The organism is Dyella japonica DSM 16301, from assembly GCF_001010355.1.
GTDB lineage: Bacteria > Pseudomonadota > Gammaproteobacteria > Xanthomonadales > Rhodanobacteraceae > Dyella > Dyella japonica.
The window spans coordinates 1-21,255 of record NZ_JPLA01000054.1 but is presented as its reverse complement, the minus strand read 5'-3'; the positions used below and the strand labels follow the sequence as shown (position 1 = coordinate 21,255).

Below are 21,255 nucleotides of genomic sequence, written 5' to 3'. Positions count from 1 at the left end.
TGGGGTGAGGGGCGGGTGCTCGCGAAATGCTCCCCAATCCGCTCTTTAGCGCTTCGAAGCCAAGCCCACCCCTCTTTCGAGGAGTGGGCTTGCAACGCCAAGCAGAGTTACAACAGCGGAATCAGCAACAGCGCCACGATGTTGATGATCTTGATCAGCGGATTCACCGCAGGGCCCGCCGTGTCCTTGTACGGGTCGCCGACGGTGTCGCCGGTGACGGCGGCCTTGTGCGCGTCGGAGCCCTTGCCGCCGAAGTGGTTGTCTTCGATGTACTTCTTCGCGTTGTCCCAGGCGCCGCCGCCGGTGGTCATGGAGATGGCCACGAACAGGCCGGTCACGATGGTGCCGATCAGCACGCCGCCCAACGCCTGCGCGCCGGCCTCGGCGCCGCCCAGCCACTTGAAGCCGAACACCACGATCACCGGTACCAGCACGGGCAGCAGCGACGGCACCAGCATTTCCTTGATGGCCGAGCGCGTGAGCATGTCCACCGCACGCGAATAATCCGGGCGGGTGGTGCCTTCCATGATGCCCTTGATCTCGCGGAACTGGCGGCGCACTTCCTCCACCACCGCACCGGCCGAACGGCCCACCGCTTCCATTGCCATCGCGGCGAACAGATACGGAATCAGGCCGCCGATCAGCAGGCCGATGATCACGTATGGATTGGAAAGGTCGAAGCGGAAGTCAGTGAGGTTGAGGTGCTGGTTGAGGTTGTGCGTGTAGTCGGCAAACAGCACCAGCGCGGCCAGGCCGGCCGAACCGATCGCATAGCCCTTGGTCACCGCCTTGGTGGTGTTGCCCACGGCATCGAGCGGATCGGTGACGCCGCGCACTTCGGGCGGCAGCTCGGCCATTTCGGCGATGCCGCCGGCGTTGTCGGTGATGGGACCGTAGGCATCCAGCGCCACGATCATGCCGGTCATGCTCAGCATCGCCGTGGCGGCGATGGCGATGCCATACAGCCCGGCCAACTGATACGCGCCCCAGATCGCCGCACACACCGCCAGCACCGGCAAGGCGGTGGACTTCATCGACACGCCGATGCCGGCGATGATGTTGGTCGCGTGCCCCGTGGTCGATGACTGCGCGATGTGCTGCACGGGTTTGTATTCGGTCGCCGTGTAGTACTCGGTGATCACCACCATCGCACCGGTCAGCACCAGGCCGATCAAGGCGCAGCCGTAGAGGTGACCCACGCCGTAGGCGGAGTCGGCCATCAGCTGGCTGGTGATGGGCCAGAACGCAATCGCGGCCAAGATCGCCGACACCGCCACGCCCGCATACAGCGCACTCATGATCTTGGTGCTGCGCGCCTTCACGAAGAACGTCCCGATCACCGACGCCACGATGGATGCACCACCCAGCACCAGCGGAAACAGCACGCCGTTGCTGCCGGTCTGTTCGGCCATCACGCCGCCAAGCAGCATGGTGGCGATCAGCGTCACCGCGTAGGTTTCAAACAGGTCGGCTGCCATGCCGGCGCAGTCGCCCACGTTGTCGCCCACGTTGTCGGCGATCACGGCGGGATTGCGCGGGTCATCCTCGGGAATACCCGCTTCCACTTTGCCCACCAGGTCGGCACCGACGTCCGCGCCCTTGGTGAAGATGCCGCCACCCAGGCGCGCAAAGATGGAAATCAGCGAGGAGCCGAACGCCAGGCCGATCAGCGCATGCAGCGCGTGCATGGTCTCGTAGCCCATGCGGCCCAACAGCACGTAGTAGCCGGTGACGCCCAGCAGGGCCAGCCCCACCACCAGCATGCCGGTGATGGCGCCGCCGCGAAACGCGACATTCAGCGCGGCGGCCAGGCCATGACGCGCAGCTTCCGCGGTGCGCACGTTGGCGCGTACCGACACGTTCATGCCGATGTAGCCGGTGGCGCCGGACAGCACCGCGCCGATGGCAAAGCCGATCGCCGTGCCCCAATCCAAGGCCAATCCGATGATGATGAACAACACGATGCCAACAGCGCCGATGGTGGCGTACTGGCGATTGAGATATGCCTTCGCGCCTTCCTGGATCGCGGCGGCGATCTCTTGCATGCGTGCGTTGCCCGGCGACTGCGCCAAGATCCAGCGCACCGACAGTGCGCCATAAAGAATCGCCAGAACCGCACATGCCAGCACGATCCACAAGCCATACTGCTGCAGCATCGGAGCCTCCCCATGAGTGGTAAACCCAACGTCGAGGACGCCACCGGCTCCCCGACACGGCGGCCGCCCTTGCGGGCGGTCCAGGGGAGTATAGGCAATTGGCGTGACGTTCCGTGTTGTGCGGCGCAGCGCTAAGAAAGTTCGCAGGTGATTGCCTGCACGTGAAATTCCGACATGGATGACGGATTGGGCTCACATATGAACCTGGTCCAGGCCTTCATGTCCCGTCAGTTCGTCTCGGTAAGGTGCGTGAATGTGATGGGCTCACGCCTGGAGAGCACTGGTCGGGACGCATCCGCGTGTTCATGGCGTGACGTATCGCCGAAAGATTCCATGAGTCGCGGCATCCGCCAGCCCAGCTTCCGGTCGCTGCGCGACCGACGCGGACTGGCTCGGATGCGACGTCCCAGCGCCAGGCCATCTTTCAGGCCCATCTCGCATTCACCTCCTGAGAGATTCGCATGAACGAAGAACAGACCGCCACCGATATCACCGAAACGACTGCAGCCCAGGCTGTCCAGGCCCATGTCGCCAGCTCCGAGGCCAAGCGCAGCGGCAAGCCGTCGTTCTGGCAGACGCGCTACGGCCTGGTGCTGGCGCAGGACTCCAAGGCCACCATGGCGCGCTCGCTGGCCGAATATGGCGAGTGGATCGAACAGGAGCTGGATACGTTGGGCGCCCTGCTCGACGAGGGCCACGTGGCGCTGGAATACGGCGCCGAATACGGCGCACAGACACTTTGGTTGTCGCAGCTGGTCGGCGCGAACGGCCAGGTGCACGTGGTCGAGCCGCGTCGCCTCGAGCACATTGCGTTGTGCTCGACGCTGGCGCTCAACCAGATCGGCAATGTCTATCCGCTGCATGCTGCGCTCGGCGACAGTCGCAGTGCCTCGGTGTTCCTGGCCGCCACCGATGACCAGCCGGAGGAGACCTGTCGCCAGATGGCGCTGGACGCCCTGCGCATCGCCAAGCTGCACCTGATCAAGGTCAATCGTCCGGGCGGCCTCTTGCCGATGCTTGCCGGCGCCGAGAGCACCCTGCGCAATCAGCGTCCGAGCATCTATTTCCGCCTGTCCAATACCGATCTGGCCACGGAAGAGATCAACACCTTGAAGTCCATGGGTTACCGCTGCTGGTCACATCTGCCTTATCTGTACAGCGCACGCAATTTCTCCGGCAGCAGCAACAACATCTTCCCGGGCTGGGTCAGTCAGAACGTGATCGCGACCCACCAGGAGGCCACCGCAGAGTTCGTCCACCTCAACGAGCTCTGAGCAACGTGAGCCACGCGCCGCCAGCGAGGGGACCATCACGCGGACGCTCAAGCTGGCGCGTGGCGGCGGCCACCGGCGCGGCGCTGCTTGCGTGCACCGCGCTGGTGGCCTGTTCGCTGGTTGATCGTGTGGGAGTGAAGACGCCGCAGCCCATGTATGAGCTACCGGAGCCTGCACCTCCCGTGGTCCAGCTGCCGTCCTCGGCCGCCGACGATGAAGGGGCCGAGGTGCCAGTCCCGCCTCTCGCCACGTTCCTTGCGCGCGGGCGCGACGTGCGTGCGGCGGCACCGCCGCGTGGTTCGCCGCTTCGTTTGTCGCTGCGGAAGTCAGCGCCGGAGGGTATCCCCGCGGACAGGGGCATGCAGTCTTCGTCGATGGAACCCCCCGCAAGCACCGCCATGGCGCCACCCGTACCGCCGTCCAGCTCGGAAAAGCTTCTGGCGGCGGGCGCGCCGCTGGCCTCGTGTTGTGGCGGGACGCATAACCGGACAGGAAAAGTTTCGACAATGTGGCTGCTGGAATGGCGTTATCTGTGGGCGGCGGCGCTGGCCTTGGTGTTGTTGGGGGGTGTGCTGTTCGTGCTGGCGCGTCGGCGAAAAAGGCAACGGGCGAGTCGGTTGGCCTTGCCCCGGCTGTCCGATGAGGACATCGCGTTCCTGGCGCTGACCTGGCAAGGCGCACCCGCGCCGGACATGGAGCTGGCGCCCGTGCACGCATCCGTGGATGAAGCAGCACCGGTGAGCGCGGGCGATGACGCCGTGCCCGCATCCGCCGAAGCATCCTCGCCGCTGGACGCGGTCTTCAATCAGCTCTCCACGCCTGGGGGCGTGTGCGCCACGCGTTCCCTTGGCGAAGCGCTGCGGGAGCAGGAGCCGATCATTCGCGCGGCCGTCGACATGGGCGAGGGGCCGGGCGTCTCGTTCAAGATCGCAGGCGCGGTGGAATGGCCGCTATGGACGCGCCTGTATCACACCGACGCCGACGACGTGCCGACGTCGGCGCTCGGCACGTCGTCCGTGCAGGCGGCTGTTGCAGGCAACAGCGAGGCGATGTCGCCCATCGCGCAAGCGCCCGTGGTGCCCACACTGGAAAACGTGGCTCCCGCCGAGCTGCTCGACGCGCTCGAATCTTTTCTGCGCCAGCGCCCCGATGATCTGGAAACCAGGCGGGCCGTGGGTCTCAGCTTGCTGGCCGATGCGCAGGATCAGCTCGACGAGCCGGTACGCGCCGGCATGCTCGACGCCAGCATTCGCATCTTGCGTGAAGTGACGCATGTCGATCACGACAACTTGCCTGCCGAGAAGCTCGGCGAGGCCTGCTATTTGCGTGCCCTGATCGGTCCGGACATCGACGAGGAGCTGTTGGGCGAGGCGGAACGCGTGCTTCGCGAGGCGATGCAACAGGATGCCCGGCCTCATTCCGGTGCCGCATGGCAACTCCAGCGCGTGCTGCACGCCGCGCCGCGCGGGATGGCGCGCGAGCGCGTGGCGGCGCGCCTCGAGGAGGCGTGCCAGCTGCTGGCCAGGGGCGCGCAAACACCGTGCGGACCATCGGCCTGGAAGGCGGCGCTGCTGACCACCGAGTGGCGTTGGCTGATGGCCTGCTGCCAGAACGCGACCGAGCGGCGTCTGCGCCTGCGTGAACTGCACGCGCGCTGGTTGCCCGCGATGGAGGCTGAAACGACGGCCGAGGTGCTGGCCGCCTGGGTCGGGCTGCTTTGCGCCATGGCCGAGTCGCTGAGCGCACCACTGGCGTTGGAGCGATATACCGAGGCAAGGGGAGCGCTGCGCCGGCTGTTGGCCGACGATGGCGAGAGCCCGCGTTACGCCCGCGCGGCGGCGCAGGTGGCGCTCGGCAGGGCGCGTCTGGAGCGTGACCCGGTAAGGGCCGCGCTGCTGGATCAGGCCGATACGGTGCTCCAACCGTTTGTCGACCGCGACGACAGCCTGCGTCTGGAAGCGTGCCGGGTCGCGCTGACCCAGGCTCAGGGCATGGATATGGTCGGTGCGCGGAGTTTCTATCTGCGCGCCATCGATCTCGCCCGCCCGCTGACCGCGGCGCCCACGCTCACCGTGGATGCCTTGCGCTGCATGCTCACGGCGCTGCTCGCGCTCGGCGAGGAGAAGGACCGCCGGGTGTATGCCAAGTGCCTGGAGATCGCCGCGGAGGACGACGATGCCCAGTCACAGCTGTTGCTGGCGGAGTGCCAGCTGCGCACCGCAGACCACCGCGCGGGTTGCCTGCACGCCGAACTGGCCTGGCGTGCCGGAGCCGCTCTGTCGCCAACGCTGCTGGCCCTGTGGCAGGCCGCCTACCCAGCCTGGGCGGCGCGGGCAGGAACATCGGCCGAGCTCGCCAGGAATCGGCAAGCCTTGCGCATGGCATCCAGCGCCGCCGGCGTCGGCAACCGTGCGGCGCCTTGACGGCGATACGCCTCAGCGTATGACCATGTCCAGGATCATGCTGTCGCCGATCGAAACCAGCAGGAAGTTGCCGTCGTCGCGCACCCAGCGATAACCGTAGGGCGGCGGGGCGAGGCGATAGCCGCGGTAGTCGTTGACGATGTACATCGGGCCGTCATAGCGGTAGCCGCGCTCCCAGCGATGCGGACGGCCGTAATAGCCGCGGTCGCTGTAGTAGCGATGGTTCCAGCCGTCGTGACGATCGCGCTCGCGCCAGCCGTCGCGATCATGGCGGCCGCCGTGGTTGTCGTAGCGATCGCCGCGATCGTGTCGATCATCATGGCCATGTCCCCGATCGTGGTCGTGCCAGGGATCGGCCAGCACCGCGCCGCTGCCGGCAAGCAGGGCCAAGGCCACCAGTACACGGGAAAGGGTCTTCATCGCATCCTCCTGGGATGCCCGCCAACGCCACAGGCGCTGGATGGATCGGGCAGAATCATCGTAAAAATCTGCGTCTGAACGCCGGGCGTGCTTTTTTGAAAGCGTCGTGCAAGCTTTCAGCCAGCGCTTATCGATCTGAATCGCCGTACAGAATCCGCCCGGAGACGCCGTGATGTTCCTGCGAGTGATGCTGGTATTCGTGGCGCTGGCGATCGTGCTGTACGGCGGCATCTGCCTGGCCATGTACCTGGGGCAGCGCCAGCAGATCTATCACCCGGAAGCGAGCTGGCGCGTGCAGCAGCCGCCGGATTTCGAGCTGGTCAACGATGGCATTCGGTTGCGCGGATGGGTGATGAACCCGGGGCGTGCGAAGGCCTTGATCTATTTCGGCGGCAACGGCGAGCGCATCGAGGATGCCCGCAACGAACTGGCGCGATGGTTTCCGGATCGAACGATCTATCTGCTTCCCTATCGCAGCTATGCGGAGAGCGGAGGGGCACCCTCCGAGCAGGCACTGGTCAGCGATGCGCTGGCCTTGTTCGACCATGTCGCGCGTGAGCAGGCGAGCATCGCCGTGATCGGGCGCAGCCTGGGCAGCGGCGTGGCCGTGCAGCTTGCGGCGCGCCGCCCGGTGGAGCGCCTGGTGCTGGTCACGCCATTCGACAGTCTGGTGCGCGTGGCAGCGGGTTACTTCGGCTGGCTGCCGGTGAACGCGCTGATGCGTGATCGCTACGAGTCCTGGCAGTACGTCAACGACATCCATTGTCCCGTGCTGGTGATCCGTGCCGAAGCGGATGAAATCATTCCTGCCGAACGCACCATGGCTTTGCTGAAAGCGTTCAAGCAGCCGCCCACCGTGCAGGTGATTGCCGATGCCGGGCACAACACGGTCCAGGATCACGCGGACTATCGCGTGAGCCTGGAGCGTTTTCTGCATTGATCATCAGCGTCCGAACGGTTCGAGCTTGCGCGCCACCATGGTGTTTTTTAGCGCTGCGTACTGCGGCAATCCGTTCTTGCCATACGGCGGCGGCGCTTCGCCCTGGATCAGCGGGCCAAGGTAGCGGCGTGCGGCTGCCGTGATGCCAAAGCCGTCGCGCGTGATGAAGTTCGCCGGCATTTTCTTTTCGCGATTGGCGATCTTGGACAGCGGCGCCGGTTCGATCTTCCAGCGATACGGCGCGTCGCTGCTGCGCACGATCACCGGCATCACCGCATTCATGCCGGCCAGGGCGTATTCGACGGCGGCCTTGCCCACGGCGTAAGCCTGCTCGGCATCGGTTTTCGAGGCGAGATGACGCGCCGAGCGCTGCAGGTAATCGGGCAGCGCCCAGTGATACTTGTAGCCGAGTTTTTCCTTGACCAGCGCGGCCAGCACGGGCGCCACGCCACCGAGCTGGCTGTGGCCAAACGCATCGCGCGTGCCTGCCTCGGCGAGGAACTGGCCCTCTGCATTGAGCAAGCCTTCCGACGCCACCACCGTGCACCAGCCCACGCGTTCCACCGTGGCCTTGACCTTGGCGAGGAAGGCGGCTTCGTCGAACGCACGCTCCGGAAACAGGATGATGTGCGGCGGCGCATCCGCACCTTCGCCGGCAAGACCTGCCGCGGCGGCGATCCAGCCGGCATGGCGGCCCATCACTTCGAGGATGAAGACCTTGGTCGAGGTGTCCGCCATCGAGGCCACGTCCAGGCTCGCCTCCAGCGTGGACACGGCGATGTATTTCGCCACCGAGCCGAAGCCGGGGCAGCAGTCGGTGACGGCCAGGTCGTTGTCCACCGTCTTGGGCACGCCAATGCAGCGGATGTCGTAATTCATCGCCTTGCCGAGCTGCGAGATCTTCAGCGCCGTATCGGCCGAGTCGTTGCCGCCGTTGTAGAGGAACCAGCGGATGTCGTGCGCACGGAAGACATCGATGAGGCGCTCGTACTCGGCGCGGTTCGTCTCCAGCGATTTGAGCTTGTAGCGGCAAGAGCCGAACGCGCCGCCGGGCGTGTGACGAAGCGCTGCGATGGCCGCCTTGGTTTCCTTGCTGGTATCGATCAATTCCTCGCGCAAGGCGCCGAGGATGCCGTTATGCCCTGCATACACCGGCACGCCCTTGGCGCGCGCCGCCTCGATCACGCCGGCGGCGGTGGCATTGATGACGGCGGTGACGCCGCCGGACTGGGCATACAGCAGGCGGCCGCTGGGCTTGGCTTTCGTCGTCATGAGGTCTCAATCCGGTAAGGCGAGGTTGCCGTGGTCATCAAACACGAAGTACGGGTTGAACGCGAATTCCCACAGGTGGCCATCGGGATCGGCGAGATAGCCCGAGTAGCCGCCCCAGAATGCCTCCTGCGGTGTCTTCAATTCGCGTGCGCCGGCGGCGAGCGCCGTGGCGAACCAGGCATCCACTTCGTCCTTGGAGCTGGCGTTGCGCGCGAGCGTGATGGCGGCAAAGCCGGTGGGCAGGTCTTCGGCGAGCGCGTCTTCGGCCAGCGCATCGCGTCCGTACAGCGCCAGCACGCCCGCGCCGCCCTTGAGAAAGACGATGTTGTCGTTGCTGGCCGAGGAGGCCTTCCAGCCCCAGGCCTCGTAGAACCGGCGCGAGCGCGCCAGGTCGCTGACGCCCAGCGTGACGATGTGGATACGGGGTGCGGACACGGCGTTTTCCTCCCGGTGGTCCTGGCGAGCTTAATCCGGCCCGGCCGCGGCGTCCCTGTGACAACGACGTGTCAGGGTTAACTCTTTTGGCAACAACTACTTGCCGTTTGCCAGCCGCTTTCTCGGTTTGACGTTGACGCTGCCAGAAGTTAAGTTGAACGCCATTTTCTTGCATCCCCGGGTCCCGCAGCGTGCGTGGCCTGCGGATACCTTGGAGCACTATGCGACTCGTCCTACTCGGTCCGCCCGGTTCGGGCAAAGGCACCCAGGCTGCGCGTCTGAAGGTGGAACTCGGCGTACCGCACATCTCGACCGGCGACATGCTGCGCGCGGCGGTGGCGGCTGGTACGCCGACGGGCCTGAAGGCGAAGGCAGTGATGGATGCGGGCAAGCTCGTGTCCGATGACATCCTGCTGGCCATGCTCGAAGAGCGCCTCTCGCAGGACGATGTCCGCGGTGGTTTCATCCTCGACGGCTACCCGCGCAACCTGGCCCAGGCCGATGCGCTCGATCATCTGCTGGCCAAGATCGGCCAGCCGCTGGACGCCGTGGTGAAGCTGGACGTGCCCAACGAAGTGATCATCGGCCGCTGCGAAATCCGTTTCGCCGCCGAGCACCGCAAGGACGACGATCCGGTGGTGGTGCGCGATCGCCTGAAGGTCTATGCCGAGCAGACCGCGCCCGTGGCCGATTTCTTCTCCCGCCGCGGCAAGCTGCAGGTGGTCGACGGCGTGGGCGAGCTCAACGAAGTCACCGCCCGCGTCAAGCGTGCGCTGGCTGACGAATCGGCCGCCGCCAACGGCTGACGCTCCGGGCCGCCGCAAGGCGGCCCGATGTTTTTGGGCTGGCGCATCGGCTGGCCGGGTTCTATCGAGCAGGTAACACATGCGTCTGCACATCCTGGGCATCTGCGGCACCTTCATGGGCGGCGTCGCCGCACTGGCGCGCGAGCTTGGACTGACCGTCGAAGGTTCCGACGCGAACGTCTATCCGCCCATGAGCACCCAGCTCGAAGCACTCGGCATTGGCTTGATGAACGGCTATCGCGCCGACTACCTCAAGCCCGCGCCCGATCTGGTGGTGGTAGGCAACGCCATGACGCGCGGCAACCCGGCCGTGGAATACATGCTCGACGAGCAGCTGCGCTACATCTCCGGGCCGCAGTGGCTGGGCGAGACCCTGCTGCCGGGCCGTGAAGTGCTGGCCGTGGCCGGCACACACGGCAAGACCACCACGACCAGCCTGCTGGCACACCTGCTGGAAAGCGCGGGCCTCTCGCCCGGCTTCCTTATCGGCGGCGTGCCCGGCAACTTCGACGTGTCGGCACGCGTGGGTGGCGGCAAGCCCTTCGTGATCGAGGCGGATGAATACGACAGCGCGTTCTTCGACAAGCGCTCGAAGTTCGTTCACTACCGTCCGCGCATCGCCATCCTCAACAACCTCGAATACGACCACGCGGACATCTTCCCCGACGTCGCCGCGATCCAGCGTCAGTTCCATCACCTGGTGCGCACCGTGCCAGGCAATGGACGTCTGATCGTCAACGCGCACGATCAGCATCTGGCTGAAGTGTTGGCGATGGGTTGCTGGACGCCGGTGGAAACGTTTGGCATCGGGCAGGGCGACTGGCAGGCCGAGCTGATCGAGGCCGATGGTTCCGCCTTCCGCGTGCGCCATGGCGCCGAGTTGATCGGCGAGATCCACTGGCCGCTGCTCGGCAACCACAGCGTGATGAATGCGCTGGCGGCCTTGGCCGCGGCTGCTGCCGCAGGCGCCGATCCGCGTGCCCTGCTGCCGGCCTTTGCGAGTTTCCAAAGCGTGAAGCGCCGTATGGAAATCGTCGGCGAGGCGAATGGCGTGCGCGTGTACGACGATTTCGCGCATCACCCCACGGCCATCGCGACCACGCTGGCCGGCTTGCGCGCGAAGGTGGGCAACGCCCGCATCGTGGTCGCGCTGGAGCCACGTTCCAATTCCATGCGCCTGGGTGCACATGCTGAGGCACTGGCCCCTTCGCTGGCCGATGCCGATGCCGTGGTCTTCCTGCATCGCCCGGAACTGGCCTGGGATGCCGGCCGCGTGACGGCCGCCTTGAATGGCCGCGGCAGCGCCGTGCCCACGGTGGATGCGCTGATCGACGCCTTGCGCAGCCAGGTGCGCGCAGGCGATCACGTGGTCTTCATGTCCAATGGCGGCTTCGAAGGCGCACCGCGCCGCTTCGCCGAGTCGATCGCCTCGTAAGATCCGGGGCCGCTACTCCCACTCACCTGTGGGAGCGCACCCTGTGCGCGACTGGTCTGGCCATGGCGCCTCGCTATCGCGTTCGCGCACAGGGTGCGCTCCTACAACGCAGGTGCGCGGTTAGACTGATTGCATGGCTGCCAACACTCCATCCATCGATCTGCCCCTGTTCCCACTGAACACCGTGTTGTATCCCGGTGGACAGCTCTCGCTGCGCATTTTCGAACCACGCTATCTGGACATGATTCGCGAGTGCGCACGCACCGGCAGCTCTTTCGGCGTGTGCCTGATCCTCGAGGGACGGGAAGCGGGCGCACCCGCCTTGCCCGCCGCCGTCGGTACGCTGGCGCGCATCGTTGATTTCCACAATCGCGAGGACGGCCTGCTCGGCATCCTTGCCGAAGGCGGCGAGCGCTTCCGCGTGCAGCGTACGCGCGTGCGTTCGGATGGACTGGTGCGCGGCGACGTCGAATCGTGGGCTGCGGAGCCCACGCAGGAAGTGCCGGTGGAGTTGGCCTTGTTGCAGTCGATCCTCGAGCGTCTGATCGAGAACCTAGCGCCGCAGTGGCGTCACGCGCCCAAGCATCTCTACGACGACGCCAGCTGGCTGGGTTTTCGCCTGGCGGAATTGCTGCCGTTGCAGACCGACGAACAGCAGCGCCTGCTCGAACTGACCGATCCCGTGCGACGACTGGGCGAACTGCGCGACATCCTCCCGCGTTTCCAACGGGCGTGATCGTCTCGCACTTTGCGCCTGCATGACGCGCTTCTACACTTGCTCACTCACCATTGAAGGCGACCATCCATGAGCAGCCTGGCCGGCAAGACCCTCTTCATCACCGGTGCCTCACGCGGTATCGGCCTGGCGATTGCCCTGCGCGCCGCGCGTGATGGCGCCAATATCGCCATTGCCGCCAAGAGCAACGTACCCAATCCGCGACTGCCCGGCACCATCTTCAGCGCAGCGGAAGAAATTGAAGCGGCCGGCGGCAAGGCCCTGCCGATCAAGTGCGATATCCGCGAGGAAGACGAAGTGAAGGCCGCCGTGGCCGCCACGGTCGAACGCTTCGGCGGCATCGATATCCTGGTCAACAACGCCAGCGCGATCTGGCTGGCAGGCATCGCAGACACGCCGATGAAGCGCTTCGACTTGATGCAGCAGGTCAATGCGCGCGGCAGTTTCCTGTGTGCACAGGTGTGCCTGCCGCATCTGCTCAAGTCCGACAATCCGCACATCCTCACGCTGGCGCCGCCACCCTCGCTCAATCCGAAGTGGTGGGCGCCGCACACCGGTTACACGCTCGCCAAGATGGGCATGAGCTTCGTGACGCTGGGCCTCGCCGGCGAGCTGGGCAGGCAAGGTGTGGCGGTGAACGCGTTGTGGCCGCGCACCATCGTAGCCACCGATGCGCTCAACATGATTCCGGGTGTGCCGCTGGAACGCTGCCGCAAGCCGAGCATCGTGGCTGATGCAGCGCATGCCGTGCTCACGCGGTCGGCCAAGGGTTTCGCCGGCAAGTTCCTGATCGATGAAGAAGTGCTGCGCGAGGCGGGCGTCACCGACTTCGCGCCGTACGCGGTGGATCCAACGCAGTCGCTGTTGCCCGATCTGTTTCTGGATTGAGCGTCGTGTCCTGTCCGTTCTGCGAGATCGTCGCGGGCCGAGGCGAGGCCAGCGTGGTGGCGCAGACGGACAACGCGCTGGCGTTCCTCGATCTTCGGCAAGCGGTGCTCGGCCACGTGTTGGTCGTGCCGAAGTTGCACGTGCAGGATATCTACGCCATCGATCTCGCACTGGCCGGCGAGGTGATGCAACTGGGCGTGCGCGTAGCGCATGCCTTGCGCGAGACGATGCATGCGCCCGGACTCAATCTCTGGCAATCCAACGGCGCGGCCGGCGGGCAGGAAGTGCCGCACTTCCATTTGCATGTGCATCCGCGTCGCGTGGCCGATGGCTTGTTTCGCGTCTATCCGCACGGCGTGCCGACACCGTCGACACGTGAGGTGCTGGATGATCTGGCGCAGCGCCTCCGTCACGTGCTTCCCCATGACGGCGGCGTCCCCACGCCACGGAGTTCCGCATGAAATACCTGCACACCATGATCCGCGTGCGCGACATCGATGCCAGCCTGCGTTTCTTCTGCGATGGACTGGGCTTGAAGGAAACACGTCGCAGCGAGAACGCAGCGGGCAAGTTCACCCTGGTCTTTCTCGCCGCGCCTGATTCGCCAGAAGCGGAAATCGAGCTGACCCATAACTGGGGCTCGAGCGAGGACTACGGCAGCGCACGCAACTTTGGCCATCTGGCGTTTCGCGTGGACAACATCTACCAGACCTGCGCGCACCTGCAGTCCATGGGCTACACGATCAATCGGCCGCCACGCGATGGACACATGGCTTTCGTACGCTCGCCTGACCTGATTTCGGTGGAATTGCTGCAGGACGGGCATCTGCCCCCGCAGGAGCCCTGGGCTTCGATGCCAAATAAGGGCGTCTGGTAGGGCCCTGGCTGTCGCGTGGCTTGCTGGGGCCCTTGGCGGGCCTTTGGCAAGGGTCTAAGGACTCTAGGCCATAGGTGCTAGCCCACCTGCCGGCCTCCGGCTTACGTCCGACGGTTTTGCGCCATTGGTGGGGTGACTGTGAGGCGCAGAGTTGTATATTGTGTGACCCATATCACATTTTTGTAGCGGTCGCGGGTTAGCTTGGCGCGACGGGCGTGGTAACCGGGGGGTAGCCATAGGACGTGGCAACGACCGGCCGAAACCTGTGACCCCTAGAGGGGTTGGGGGAGGGAACCATGGCTGTAATGAGGGAGGAAGCCAGGCGATGCGTCGTCTGGTTTGGTCAACCGGCCGGCGAAGAGCGGGCAGGGTTGGCCAATGCGGGATGGATCATCCGCGTGGCCGATGCCGGTACTCAGGGCGGCGTGGGCATGCGAAACAACGATACGGTGGTGGCGCTGGCCGACCTTAGGCACGGCGATCCTGCTTCCGCCCAGGCCATGGCCCAGCTCATGGCTGATCACCCCTGGCTGCCGTGGGTGGCGCTCATACCGCCGGCCATGTCGGTGCACGAGCCGCTGATCGATCGCGTGCTCGAAGCGAGCATCGAATACTTCGCCACGCCGGTGGACGTCGACCGTCTGGTCGAAGCGCTCGCTCGCGTGGGTGGCGACCAGCCGCGTGCGGCCGAACCGGGCGACATCGGCGTGACCGGCCGCAGCGCCGCGATCGGCGCCGTGGTGGCCAGCGTACGCAAGTACGCGCCGGTGGAGCTGCCGGTGTTGATCACCGGCGAAACGGGCACCGGCAAGGAGGTTGCCGCGCGGGCATTGCATAGCCTGTCGGCGCGTGCCGATCGGCCGTTCGCCGCGATCAATTGCGGAGCACTGCCACCCAACCTGGTGCAGTCCGAACTGTTCGGCCACGAGCGCGGCGCATTCACCGGCGCCAACGCACGCCGCATCGGCCATTTCGAAACGGCCGCCGGTGGCACGGTCTTTCTCGACGAAGTTGGCGATCTGCCGCTGGACGCACAAACCAGCCTGCTGCGCTTCCTGCAGGAAGGCACGCTGGAGCGCGTGGGCAGCAGCCAGTTGATCAAGCTGGATGTGCGCGTGCTCGCCGCCACCCACGTGGATCTGGAAAAAGCGGTGGAGCAGGGCCGCTTCCGCGAAGATCTCTACTACCGCCTCAACGTGCTGCGCCTGCGCATGCCGCCCTTGCGCGAGCGCGAGGACGACGTGGTGTTGCTGGCGCAGAAATTCCTCGACGCATTCCGCGAGCAGCATCCCAGCCGCGGGCGTGCCTTCAGCGCCAGCGCGCGGCGGGCCATGCTTGATTTCAGCTGGCCGGGCAACGTGCGCGAATTGCTCAATCGCGTGCAGCGCGCCGCAGTGGTGGCCGAAGACGCCCTCATCAGCGTCAACGACCTGGACTTGGCCGACGTGCTCACCAAGCAGGCGGCACGTTCCAGCCTGGGCAGCACGCGTGTGGCGGCCGAGCGCGATGCGGTGATCGCCTGCCTGCGCGAGAGTCGTTTCAATGTGAGCGAATGCGCGCGGCGACTGAAAGTGTCGCGTGTGACCATTTACCGTCTCTGCAAGAAGCACCAGCTCGCACTCGACGAGCTGCGCTAGGCGCACGTCCAGGCCCGCCAGGGCGCCCACCGAACGAATCATGCTGGCCACCCCTTGGGGTGGGCGGCGCGTGCGTGCTCTTTGGCAGCGAATGCGGCGATGGAGCGTGAGGCCCTCAAGCCATCGAATCCGCACACGACAAAAAGGAAGGCCCCCGACCCGCAGGGGTCGGGTCGGGGGCTTCCATTGGTGCCCCGGCCACAGGGGTTGCCGGGTTACCGCCCTCATCACCGCCTTGCGGCGGAATGCTTGAACGACCTCTCAGCAAGGTGAGAGGCGCGGAAAGGGTGCTTCCCATGCCAGCTGCGAAGTCCGTGCCGACTTGCCCCGGGCCACCCAGAAGCGTCGCCATCCTGTCGCCGCGAAGGTCCTTGTCGCGACGTCCGGCGCGTTTATCGCAGCTGGCCCTTCCCCTTCCCGCCTGTACGGGGTTAAGAGAGCAATCGTCGTGCCAACCAGGACCAATGGCTGAAAAACGGGGGTTTTAGCGCCTTTGCAGCGCAGTGGACGATTTTGAACCGTGCTAAAGGCGTTACAGCCCCAACCCGAATTCAGGCCTTCGGAAGGCGCTTAACTCCTGTGGTTAAGCGGTTTCGGGAAGGTGTATCACCTGCTTTACGGCGGACAGGCGAAATGTCACACCTTTTGCCGGCCCAGGGCAGGCGTCGGTCAGAAGGCGCGACGCCGGGCGCCACCTCCCCGGGCCATCCTTGTCCACACGGTCGGGAGCCGTGCAAAGCCGGTACTCAGGGCTTACGATGCACGCGCGCCGCTGCTTGCGGCGCATCCCCATCCCCAATCCCGCTTTTGAGCATGGTGTCGTCCTCGACGATGCCCGGAGTACGACATGCACGCGCAAGACCCGTCCGCCCAGTCCCTGATCGATCTCGGCAAGCGCTACTGGTTGCCGGTGTATCGGCCGCGCGATGTGGTGCTGGACCACGGCAAGGGCGCGCGGGTGTGGGATACGCAGGGCCGCGACTACCTCGACTTCGGCGCCGGCATCGCGGTCAACGCGCTGGGCCATCAGGATCCCGACCTGCTCGAGGCGCTGACTACCCAGGCGCACAAGCTCTGGCATACCAGCAACGTGTTCTACAGCGAGCCGCCGTTGCACCTGGCCGAGGAGCTGGTGTCGGCATCGGGCTTCGCCGAGCGCGTGTTCCTGTGCAACTCCGGCACCGAGGCCAACGAAGCGGCCATCAAGCTGGTGCGCAAGTGGGCCGCCGCGCAAGGGCGCGAGGCCGATAAGCGCGTGATCATCACCTTCCGTGGCTCCTTCCATGGACGCACCCTGGCCGCCGTCACGGCCACTGCGCAGCCGAAGTACCAGGAAGGCTACGAGCCGCTGCCCGGCGGCTTCCGCTATCTCGATTTCAACGATGTGCCCGCCCTGGAAGCGGCGTTCGCGCAGGGCGACGTGGCCGCCGTGATGCTCGAGCCCGTGCAGGGCGAGGGCGGCGTGCTGCCGGCCGCGCCAGGCTTCGTGCAGCGCGTGCGCGAGCTGTGCGATCAGTACAACGCGCTGTTGGTGCTCGACGAAATCCAGAGTGGCATGGGCCGTACCGGTACCTTGTTCGCCTATGTGCAGGACGGCGCCAAGCCCGACATCGTCACCATGGCCAAGGCCTTGGGTTGCGGTTTCCCGATCGGCGCCATGCTGGCGGGTCCCAAGGTGGCCGAGGTGATGCAGTTCGGCGCCCACGGCACCACCTTCGGCGGCAATCCGCTGGCCGCCGCCGTGGCGCGCGTGGCGCTGCGCAAGCTGTCTTCGCCGGAGTTGCTGGCCAACGTGGCGCGCCAGTCGCAGGCATTGCGTGATGGCCTGGCGCGCATCAACCAGTCGCTGCAGCTGTTTGAGCAGGTTCGCGGCCGCGGTCTGATGCTTGGCGCGGTGCTCAACGAGGCGAACAAGGGGAAGGCGGGCGCCATCCTTGATCACGCCGCGGCGCACGGCTTGCTGGTGCTGCAGGCCGGTCCGGACGTGCTGCGTTTCGTGCCCGCCCTCAACATCAGCGATGAGGACCTCGCCGAAGGCCTGCAGCGTCTCGAAGCCGCGCTGCGCAGCTTTATCGCTGGGTAAGCCCGCGCGCCCAGGGCTCAGTCCTGGGCGTTTGCTCCACTGGACGATGCCTGCAGTGCCGGCGCCGCAAGCGGCTGGCCGCAGCCGCGACAGAACCGGGCGTCGCCCTGATGGCCGTCCAGGCCGCAGGCGCGGCAGGTCAGCTGCTGACGAACGTCGCGGATGCCGGCCGCCAGTTCCGCTGCAAAGATGCCCGTCGGCACCGCGATGATGCTGTAGCCGACCAGCATGATCAGCGAGGTGAGCACCTGGCCCAGCGCGGTATGCGGCGTGATGTCGCCGAAGCCCACGGTAGTCATCGTCACCACCGCCCAATACATCGCACGCGGGATGCTGCTGAAACCGTTCTCCGGGCCTTCGACCAGGTACATCAGCGCGCCGAAGATCAGCACCACCGTAAGAATCGTGCTGATGAAGATGAAGATCTTCCGCCGCGATTTCACCAGCGTGCCCCACAACAGATCGGCCTCGCCCACATAGCGCGTCATCTTCAGCACGCGGAAGATGCGCAGGATGCGCACGGCGCGAATGACCAGCAAATATTGGCTGCCCGCGACGAGCAGGCTGACGTAGGTCGGCAACACCGCAAGCAGGTCGACGATGCCGAAGAAGCTGCGCGCATAGCGCATGGGCCGTGCCACCACCATCAGGCGTACCACGTATTCCAGCGTGAACACCACGGTGAAGAACCATTCCAGCGCATAGAACAAGCTGGCGAAACGGACATGCAGCTCGTTCACCGTATCGAGCACGGTGACCACGATGCTCGACAGAATCGCGATGATCAGCACCAGATCGAATAGCCGTCCAGGCGCGTCGTCATGGCCGAAAATGATATGGAACCAACGGGCGCGCCAACCCGTAAGGGTGGCCGGCCTGACACGCGTGTCGAAGGGGAACGGCGGTTGCTTGCTCATGCGGCGGACATCCGGGCGCGAGAGCACGGAGCATAGCGCCGGCGGCGTCAAGCTTGGATCAGACGATGCCCAAACTGCCGCATGCCTTGAATCGCGCTGCATGCTGCCGATGGCGGGCGCCATCGGCAGCCATGTGGGCCGATGCTCAGCCGTTCCGCGCCGCGCGCAGCGCACCACGCGCTGCTTCCAGCGTCTGGGCAAGGTCCTGCTCGCTGTGTGCGCTGGAAACAAAGCCCGCCTCGAACGCCGACGGCGCCAGGTAGACGCCACGCTCGAGCATGCCGTGGAAGAAACGGTTGAACATGGCCGCATCCGCCGCCGTCGCCTGCGCGTAGCTATCCACCTTCTCCTTGGTGAAGAACAGGCCGAACATGCCGCCCACGCGATTCGTGCTGAAGGCCACGCCTTCGCCATCGGCTACGGCCTGCAGGCCATCGGTGAGCAGACGCGTGCGCGCCGCGAGCTGGTCATAGAAGCCCGGCGCCTGGATCAGCTCCAGCATGGCCAGCCCGGCCGCCATCGCGACTGGATTGCCCGAAAGTGTGCCGGCCTGGTAGATCGGTCCCGCGGGCGCGATCTGCTGCATCAGGTCGCGACGGCCACCATAAGCTCCCACCGGCATGCCGCCGCCGATGATCTTGCCGAACGTGGTGAGATCCGGCGTCACTCCGTAATACGCCTGCGCGCCACCCAGGGCCACGCGGAAACCCGTCATCACCTCATCGAAGATCAGCAGCGCGCCGTGCTTCGTGCACAACTCGCGCAGGCCCTGCAGATAGCCATCCTTGGGCGGGATGCAGTTCATGTTGCCGGCGACCGGCTCGATGATCAGGCCGGCGATATCGTGGCCGTGCTCATCGAACAGCCGTACGGCAGCCTCGAGATCGTTATAGGCCAGGGTGAGCGTGAGGTCGGCATTGGCCTTGGGCACGCCGGGCGAGGTCGGCACGCCGAAGGTGAGTGCGCCCGAACCGGCCTTCACCAGGAAGCTGTCGCCATGGCCGTGGTAGCAGCCTTCGAACTTCACGATCAGGTTGCGACCGGTTGCGCCGCGCGCCAGGCGGATCGCCGACATGGTCGCTTCCGTGCCGGAATTGACCATGCGCACCATGTCGATCGACGGAATCAGGCGCGTGATCGTTTCCGCCATGGTGACTTCGGCGGGGCAGGGCGTGCCGTACGACAGGCCATTCTTCACCGCGCGTTCCACCGCCTCACGCACCTGCGGATGGTTGTGGCCCACGATCATCGGGCCCCACGAGCCCACGTAGTCGACATAGCGCTTGCCTTCGACGTCCCACAGATAGGGGCCATCCGCCCGCGCCGTGAAGAACGGCTCGCCGCCCACCGACTTGAAGGCGCGCACCGGCGAGTTCACGCCGCCGGGCATCAGTTGCTGCGCGCGTTGGAAGAGTTCGTGGTTGGTGGTCATGGTGGATGTCTCAAGGCTTGGTGAAGAGTTGGGCGAATCGCGCAGCGGCGCCGCGCACGTCCGGATCGCCGAAAACCGCTGAAACCACGGCGAGATAGTCCGCGCCGGCATCGATCAGCGACTGGGCATTGTCTGGCGTGATGCCGCCAATCGCCACTCGCGGCACGTCGAGCGCGGCGCTCTGTCGCAGCAGGTCGAAGGAAGCACGGCGTGCATGCGGCTTTGTGGGCGAAGGGAAAAAGGCGCCAAAGGCGATGTAATCGACGCCCGCGGCGGCCAGTTCGCGCGCGCGCGCCAACGAGTCGTAGCAGGACACGCCGATGATGGCGGCGTCGCCGAGCACGGCGCGGGCCGCGGCCACGTCGCCGTCCTCCTCGCCCAGATGCACGCCCGCGGCGCCCGCGGCGTGGGCTAAAGCCACGTCATCATTGATGATCAGGGGCACCTGGCGGGCCGCGCACAGGGCCCGGATGGCGCGGGCCTCGGTGAGGCGGCGCGCGTGATCGCCCGTCTTGTCACGGTATTGCAGCAGCCGGGCGCCGCCAGCCAAAGCCTGGGCGACGGCCTGGAACAAGTCGGGGCGCGGGCCATCGGTAATCACATAAAGGCCACGGCCCTGGAGTTTTTCACGCATGCAATCGATCCTGGAGAGCGGCGCCATACGCTTTCGCATCGGCGGGGGAGTTGCGAGAATGACCTACTTATTCTCCATAGCAAGCCATTGACGATGAATCAGAGCACCAACGAAACCGGCACCCTGCGCAAATGGATGTGTGTCGTTTGCGGCTTCATCTATGACGAGGCGCTGGGCGTGCCCGACGAGGGCATCGAGCCCGGTACGCGTTGGGCCGACGTTCCCGATACCTGGACCTGCCCGGATTGCGGCGCGACCAAGGAAGACTTCGAGATGATCGAAATCGACTGAGTTCCTCCCCGCATTGCCCTCAAACGGCCCGAATCCGTCATCGTACGGACCGGGCCGTTTGCTTAAATGCTCCCGCGCGCCGAGAAAACCGCGCAACCCAGGCAGGAGCAGCACCATGCAGCAATTCATTCCGTTCGAAGACGAGTGGGACATCCTGGAAAGGCTGAGTCTCGAGTCCCTCATCCCCTATCACGTCGGCGTGCCCTGCCGGCATGACCTGGCGGCCAACGGAGACGGCGCCACGCCCGTGGCGGCCAATGCATCCCTGGCGATCACGCCAATCTCCTCCATCGCGGCCGCCAAGGGTGGCGAGGCCTAATTAGAGCCCCCTGGCCTCTTCAGGGCACAGATTCCGCCGACAAAACGCGCCGGTCTTGCCGCTGCAAGGCCGGCGTATTCGTGCCCCGTGCGTCGCGCCCTGTCACGAACATGAAAAAAATTCGTATAGACCCCTTCCCAACCCTGTGGAGGGACGCTATAGTTTCGCTCCTCCCCGGACGACAAGCTCTTCAACGGGGATTCCACTGAAAACCCGGCAGCAAAAATTCTTCGCTGAAGGTGTTGACGGACCGGAAAGATGATGTAAGATGAGCGGCTCA

General features: G+C 65.6%; 20 protein-coding genes. 13 read left to right on the top strand and 7 right to left on the bottom strand.

Annotation, left to right across the window (positions count from 1 at the left end; translation table 11 throughout):
- Positions 1-107 precede the first annotated feature (107 nt).
- On the bottom strand, positions 108-2,156 hold the full coding sequence (locus tag Y882_RS17065) for a sodium-translocating pyrophosphatase (protein ID WP_046973158.1): 2,049 nt from the start codon (positions 2,154-2,156) through the stop codon (positions 108-110).
- Positions 2,157-2,617: 461 nt separating this feature from the next.
- Between Y882_RS17065 and Y882_RS19000 the strand changes: the two genes are divergently transcribed.
- Both Y882_RS19000 and Y882_RS17055 read left to right on the top strand, forming a co-directional pair.
- On the top strand, positions 2,618-3,430 hold the full coding sequence (locus tag Y882_RS19000) for a class I SAM-dependent methyltransferase (protein WP_052950113.1): 813 nt from the start codon (positions 2,618-2,620) through the stop codon (positions 3,428-3,430).
- A gap of 59 nt (positions 3,431-3,489) precedes the next feature.
- The gene (locus Y882_RS17055; RefSeq protein WP_156171547.1) at positions 3,490-5,853 is read left to right on the top strand and encodes a hypothetical protein; all 2,364 of its coding nucleotides are present in this window, start codon (positions 3,490-3,492) and stop codon (positions 5,851-5,853) included.
- Positions 5,854-5,865: 12 nt separating this feature from the next.
- Here Y882_RS17055 and Y882_RS17050 read toward each other — a convergent pair whose 3' ends face one another.
- Positions 5,866-6,273 (bottom strand): RcnB family protein, encoded by a 408-nt coding sequence (locus Y882_RS17050; protein WP_046973156.1) that lies wholly within the window; start codon positions 6,271-6,273, stop codon positions 5,866-5,868.
- A 172-nt stretch (positions 6,274-6,445) separates the two neighbouring features.
- Between Y882_RS17050 and Y882_RS17045 the strand changes: the two genes are divergently transcribed.
- Positions 6,446-7,213 (top strand): alpha/beta hydrolase, encoded by a 768-nt coding sequence (locus Y882_RS17045; protein ID WP_156171549.1) that lies wholly within the window; start codon positions 6,446-6,448, stop codon positions 7,211-7,213.
- A gap of 3 nt (positions 7,214-7,216) precedes the next feature.
- Here Y882_RS17045 and Y882_RS17040 read toward each other — a convergent pair whose 3' ends face one another.
- Both Y882_RS17040 and Y882_RS17035 read right to left on the bottom strand, forming a co-directional pair.
- Positions 7,217-8,485: a 6-phosphofructokinase gene (locus tag Y882_RS17040; RefSeq protein ID WP_046973155.1), complete on the bottom strand. Its 1,269-nt coding sequence runs from the start codon at positions 8,483-8,485 to the stop codon at positions 7,217-7,219.
- A gap of 6 nt (positions 8,486-8,491) precedes the next feature.
- Positions 8,492-8,920 carry a VOC family protein gene (locus Y882_RS17035; protein ID WP_046973154.1) on the bottom strand — a complete coding sequence of 143 codons (429 nt, stop codon included), beginning with the start codon at positions 8,918-8,920 and terminating at the stop codon, positions 8,492-8,494.
- Positions 8,921-9,141: 221 nt separating this feature from the next.
- On the opposite strand from Y882_RS17035, the gene Y882_RS17030 reads away from it, so the two are divergent.
- The 8 genes from Y882_RS17030 to Y882_RS16995 all read left to right on the top strand — a co-directional run bounded on the left by Y882_RS17030 (position 9,142) and on the right by Y882_RS16995 (position 17,382).
- Positions 9,142-9,726 carry an adenylate kinase gene (locus Y882_RS17030; RefSeq protein ID WP_046973153.1) on the top strand — a complete coding sequence of 195 codons (585 nt, stop codon included), beginning with the start codon at positions 9,142-9,144 and terminating at the stop codon, positions 9,724-9,726.
- 79 nt (positions 9,727-9,805) lie between these two features.
- Entirely contained in the window at positions 9,806-11,161 is a 1,356-nt protein-coding gene (gene mpl, locus Y882_RS17025) for a UDP-N-acetylmuramate:L-alanyl-gamma-D-glutamyl-meso-diaminopimelate ligase (protein ID WP_046973152.1), read from the top strand.
- 133 nt (positions 11,162-11,294) lie between these two features.
- Positions 11,295-11,897 (top strand): LON peptidase substrate-binding domain-containing protein, encoded by a 603-nt coding sequence (locus Y882_RS17020; RefSeq protein ID WP_046973151.1) that lies wholly within the window; start codon positions 11,295-11,297, stop codon positions 11,895-11,897.
- A gap of 69 nt (positions 11,898-11,966) precedes the next feature.
- Positions 11,967-12,785: an SDR family oxidoreductase gene (locus Y882_RS17015; protein WP_046973150.1), complete on the top strand. Its 819-nt coding sequence runs from the start codon at positions 11,967-11,969 to the stop codon at positions 12,783-12,785.
- A gap of 5 nt (positions 12,786-12,790) precedes the next feature.
- Positions 12,791-13,246, top strand: a complete 456-nt coding sequence (locus tag Y882_RS17010) for an HIT family protein (protein ID WP_046973149.1) — start codon at positions 12,791-12,793, stop codon at positions 13,244-13,246.
- Positions 13,243-13,662 (top strand): VOC family protein, encoded by a 420-nt coding sequence (locus Y882_RS17005; RefSeq protein WP_046973148.1) that lies wholly within the window; start codon positions 13,243-13,245, stop codon positions 13,660-13,662. The genes Y882_RS17010 and Y882_RS17005 overlap by 4 nt, the downstream gene beginning before the upstream one ends.
- 296 nt (positions 13,663-13,958) lie before the next feature.
- Entirely contained in the window at positions 13,959-15,299 is a 1,341-nt protein-coding gene (locus tag Y882_RS17000; RefSeq protein ID WP_046973147.1) for a sigma-54 dependent transcriptional regulator, read from the top strand.
- Between the two features lie 847 nt (positions 15,300-16,146).
- Positions 16,147-17,382: an acetylornithine transaminase gene (locus tag Y882_RS16995; RefSeq protein WP_046973146.1), complete on the top strand. Its 1,236-nt coding sequence runs from the start codon at positions 16,147-16,149 to the stop codon at positions 17,380-17,382.
- A 17-nt stretch (positions 17,383-17,399) separates the two neighbouring features.
- Here Y882_RS16995 and Y882_RS16990 read toward each other — a convergent pair whose 3' ends face one another.
- The 3 genes from Y882_RS16990 to thiE form a co-directional block, all read right to left on the bottom strand.
- Complete coding sequence (locus Y882_RS16990; RefSeq protein WP_046973145.1) at positions 17,400-18,299, bottom strand: ion transporter; 900 nt, start codon at positions 18,297-18,299, stop codon at positions 17,400-17,402.
- Positions 18,300-18,444: 145 nt separating this feature from the next.
- The gene (gene hemL, locus Y882_RS16985) at positions 18,445-19,731 is read right to left on the bottom strand and encodes a glutamate-1-semialdehyde 2,1-aminomutase (protein ID WP_046973144.1); all 1,287 of its coding nucleotides are present in this window, start codon (positions 19,729-19,731) and stop codon (positions 18,445-18,447) included.
- Between the two features lie 10 nt (positions 19,732-19,741).
- On the bottom strand, positions 19,742-20,365 hold the full coding sequence (gene thiE, locus Y882_RS16980) for a thiamine phosphate synthase (RefSeq protein ID WP_046973143.1): 624 nt from the start codon (positions 20,363-20,365) through the stop codon (positions 19,742-19,744).
- Between the two features lie 93 nt (positions 20,366-20,458).
- Here thiE and Y882_RS16975 point away from each other — a divergent pair, with 93 nt between their 5' ends.
- Positions 20,459-20,656, top strand: coding sequence for a rubredoxin (locus Y882_RS16975; RefSeq protein WP_046973142.1), 198 nt, complete (start codon positions 20,459-20,461; stop codon positions 20,654-20,656).
- A 115-nt stretch (positions 20,657-20,771) separates the two neighbouring features.
- Positions 20,772-20,975, top strand: coding sequence for a hypothetical protein (locus Y882_RS16970; protein ID WP_046973141.1), 204 nt, complete (start codon positions 20,772-20,774; stop codon positions 20,973-20,975).
- Positions 20,976-21,255 lie beyond the last annotated feature (280 nt).

What these genes read in the sequence shown, in the direction of transcription:
- Y882_RS17065 (WP_046973158.1), bottom strand. Translation starts at nt 2,156, where the DNA reads ATGCTGCAGCAGTATGGCTTGTGGATCGTGCTGGCATGTGCGGTTCTG.
- Y882_RS19000 (WP_052950113.1), top strand. Translation starts at nt 2,618, where the DNA reads ATGAACGAAGAACAGACCGCCACCGATATCACCGAAACGACTGCAGCC.
- Y882_RS17050 (WP_046973156.1), bottom strand. Translation starts at nt 6,273, where the DNA reads ATGAAGACCCTTTCCCGTGTACTGGTGGCCTTGGCCCTGCTTGCCGGC.
- Y882_RS17045 (WP_156171549.1), top strand. Translation starts at nt 6,446, where the DNA reads ATGTTCCTGCGAGTGATGCTGGTATTCGTGGCGCTGGCGATCGTGCTG.
- Y882_RS17040 (WP_046973155.1), bottom strand. Translation starts at nt 8,485, where the DNA reads ATGACGACGAAAGCCAAGCCCAGCGGCCGCCTGCTGTATGCCCAGTCC.
- Y882_RS17030 (WP_046973153.1), top strand. Translation starts at nt 9,142, where the DNA reads ATGCGACTCGTCCTACTCGGTCCGCCCGGTTCGGGCAAAGGCACCCAG.
- mpl (WP_046973152.1), top strand. Translation starts at nt 9,806, where the DNA reads ATGCGTCTGCACATCCTGGGCATCTGCGGCACCTTCATGGGCGGCGTC.
- Y882_RS17020 (WP_046973151.1), top strand. Translation starts at nt 11,295, where the DNA reads ATGGCTGCCAACACTCCATCCATCGATCTGCCCCTGTTCCCACTGAAC.
- Y882_RS17015 (WP_046973150.1), top strand. Translation starts at nt 11,967, where the DNA reads ATGAGCAGCCTGGCCGGCAAGACCCTCTTCATCACCGGTGCCTCACGC.
- Y882_RS17005 (WP_046973148.1), top strand. Translation starts at nt 13,243, where the DNA reads ATGAAATACCTGCACACCATGATCCGCGTGCGCGACATCGATGCCAGC.
- Y882_RS17000 (WP_046973147.1), top strand. Translation starts at nt 13,959, where the DNA reads ATGGCTGTAATGAGGGAGGAAGCCAGGCGATGCGTCGTCTGGTTTGGT.
- Y882_RS16995 (WP_046973146.1), top strand. Translation starts at nt 16,147, where the DNA reads ATGCACGCGCAAGACCCGTCCGCCCAGTCCCTGATCGATCTCGGCAAG.
- Y882_RS16990 (WP_046973145.1), bottom strand. Translation starts at nt 18,299, where the DNA reads ATGAGCAAGCAACCGCCGTTCCCCTTCGACACGCGTGTCAGGCCGGCC.
- hemL (WP_046973144.1), bottom strand. Translation starts at nt 19,731, where the DNA reads ATGACCACCAACCACGAACTCTTCCAACGCGCGCAGCAACTGATGCCC.
- thiE (WP_046973143.1), bottom strand. Translation starts at nt 20,365, where the DNA reads ATGCGTGAAAAACTCCAGGGCCGTGGCCTTTATGTGATTACCGATGGC.
- Y882_RS16975 (WP_046973142.1), top strand. Translation starts at nt 20,459, where the DNA reads ATGAATCAGAGCACCAACGAAACCGGCACCCTGCGCAAATGGATGTGT.
- Y882_RS16970 (WP_046973141.1), top strand. Translation starts at nt 20,772, where the DNA reads ATGCAGCAATTCATTCCGTTCGAAGACGAGTGGGACATCCTGGAAAGG.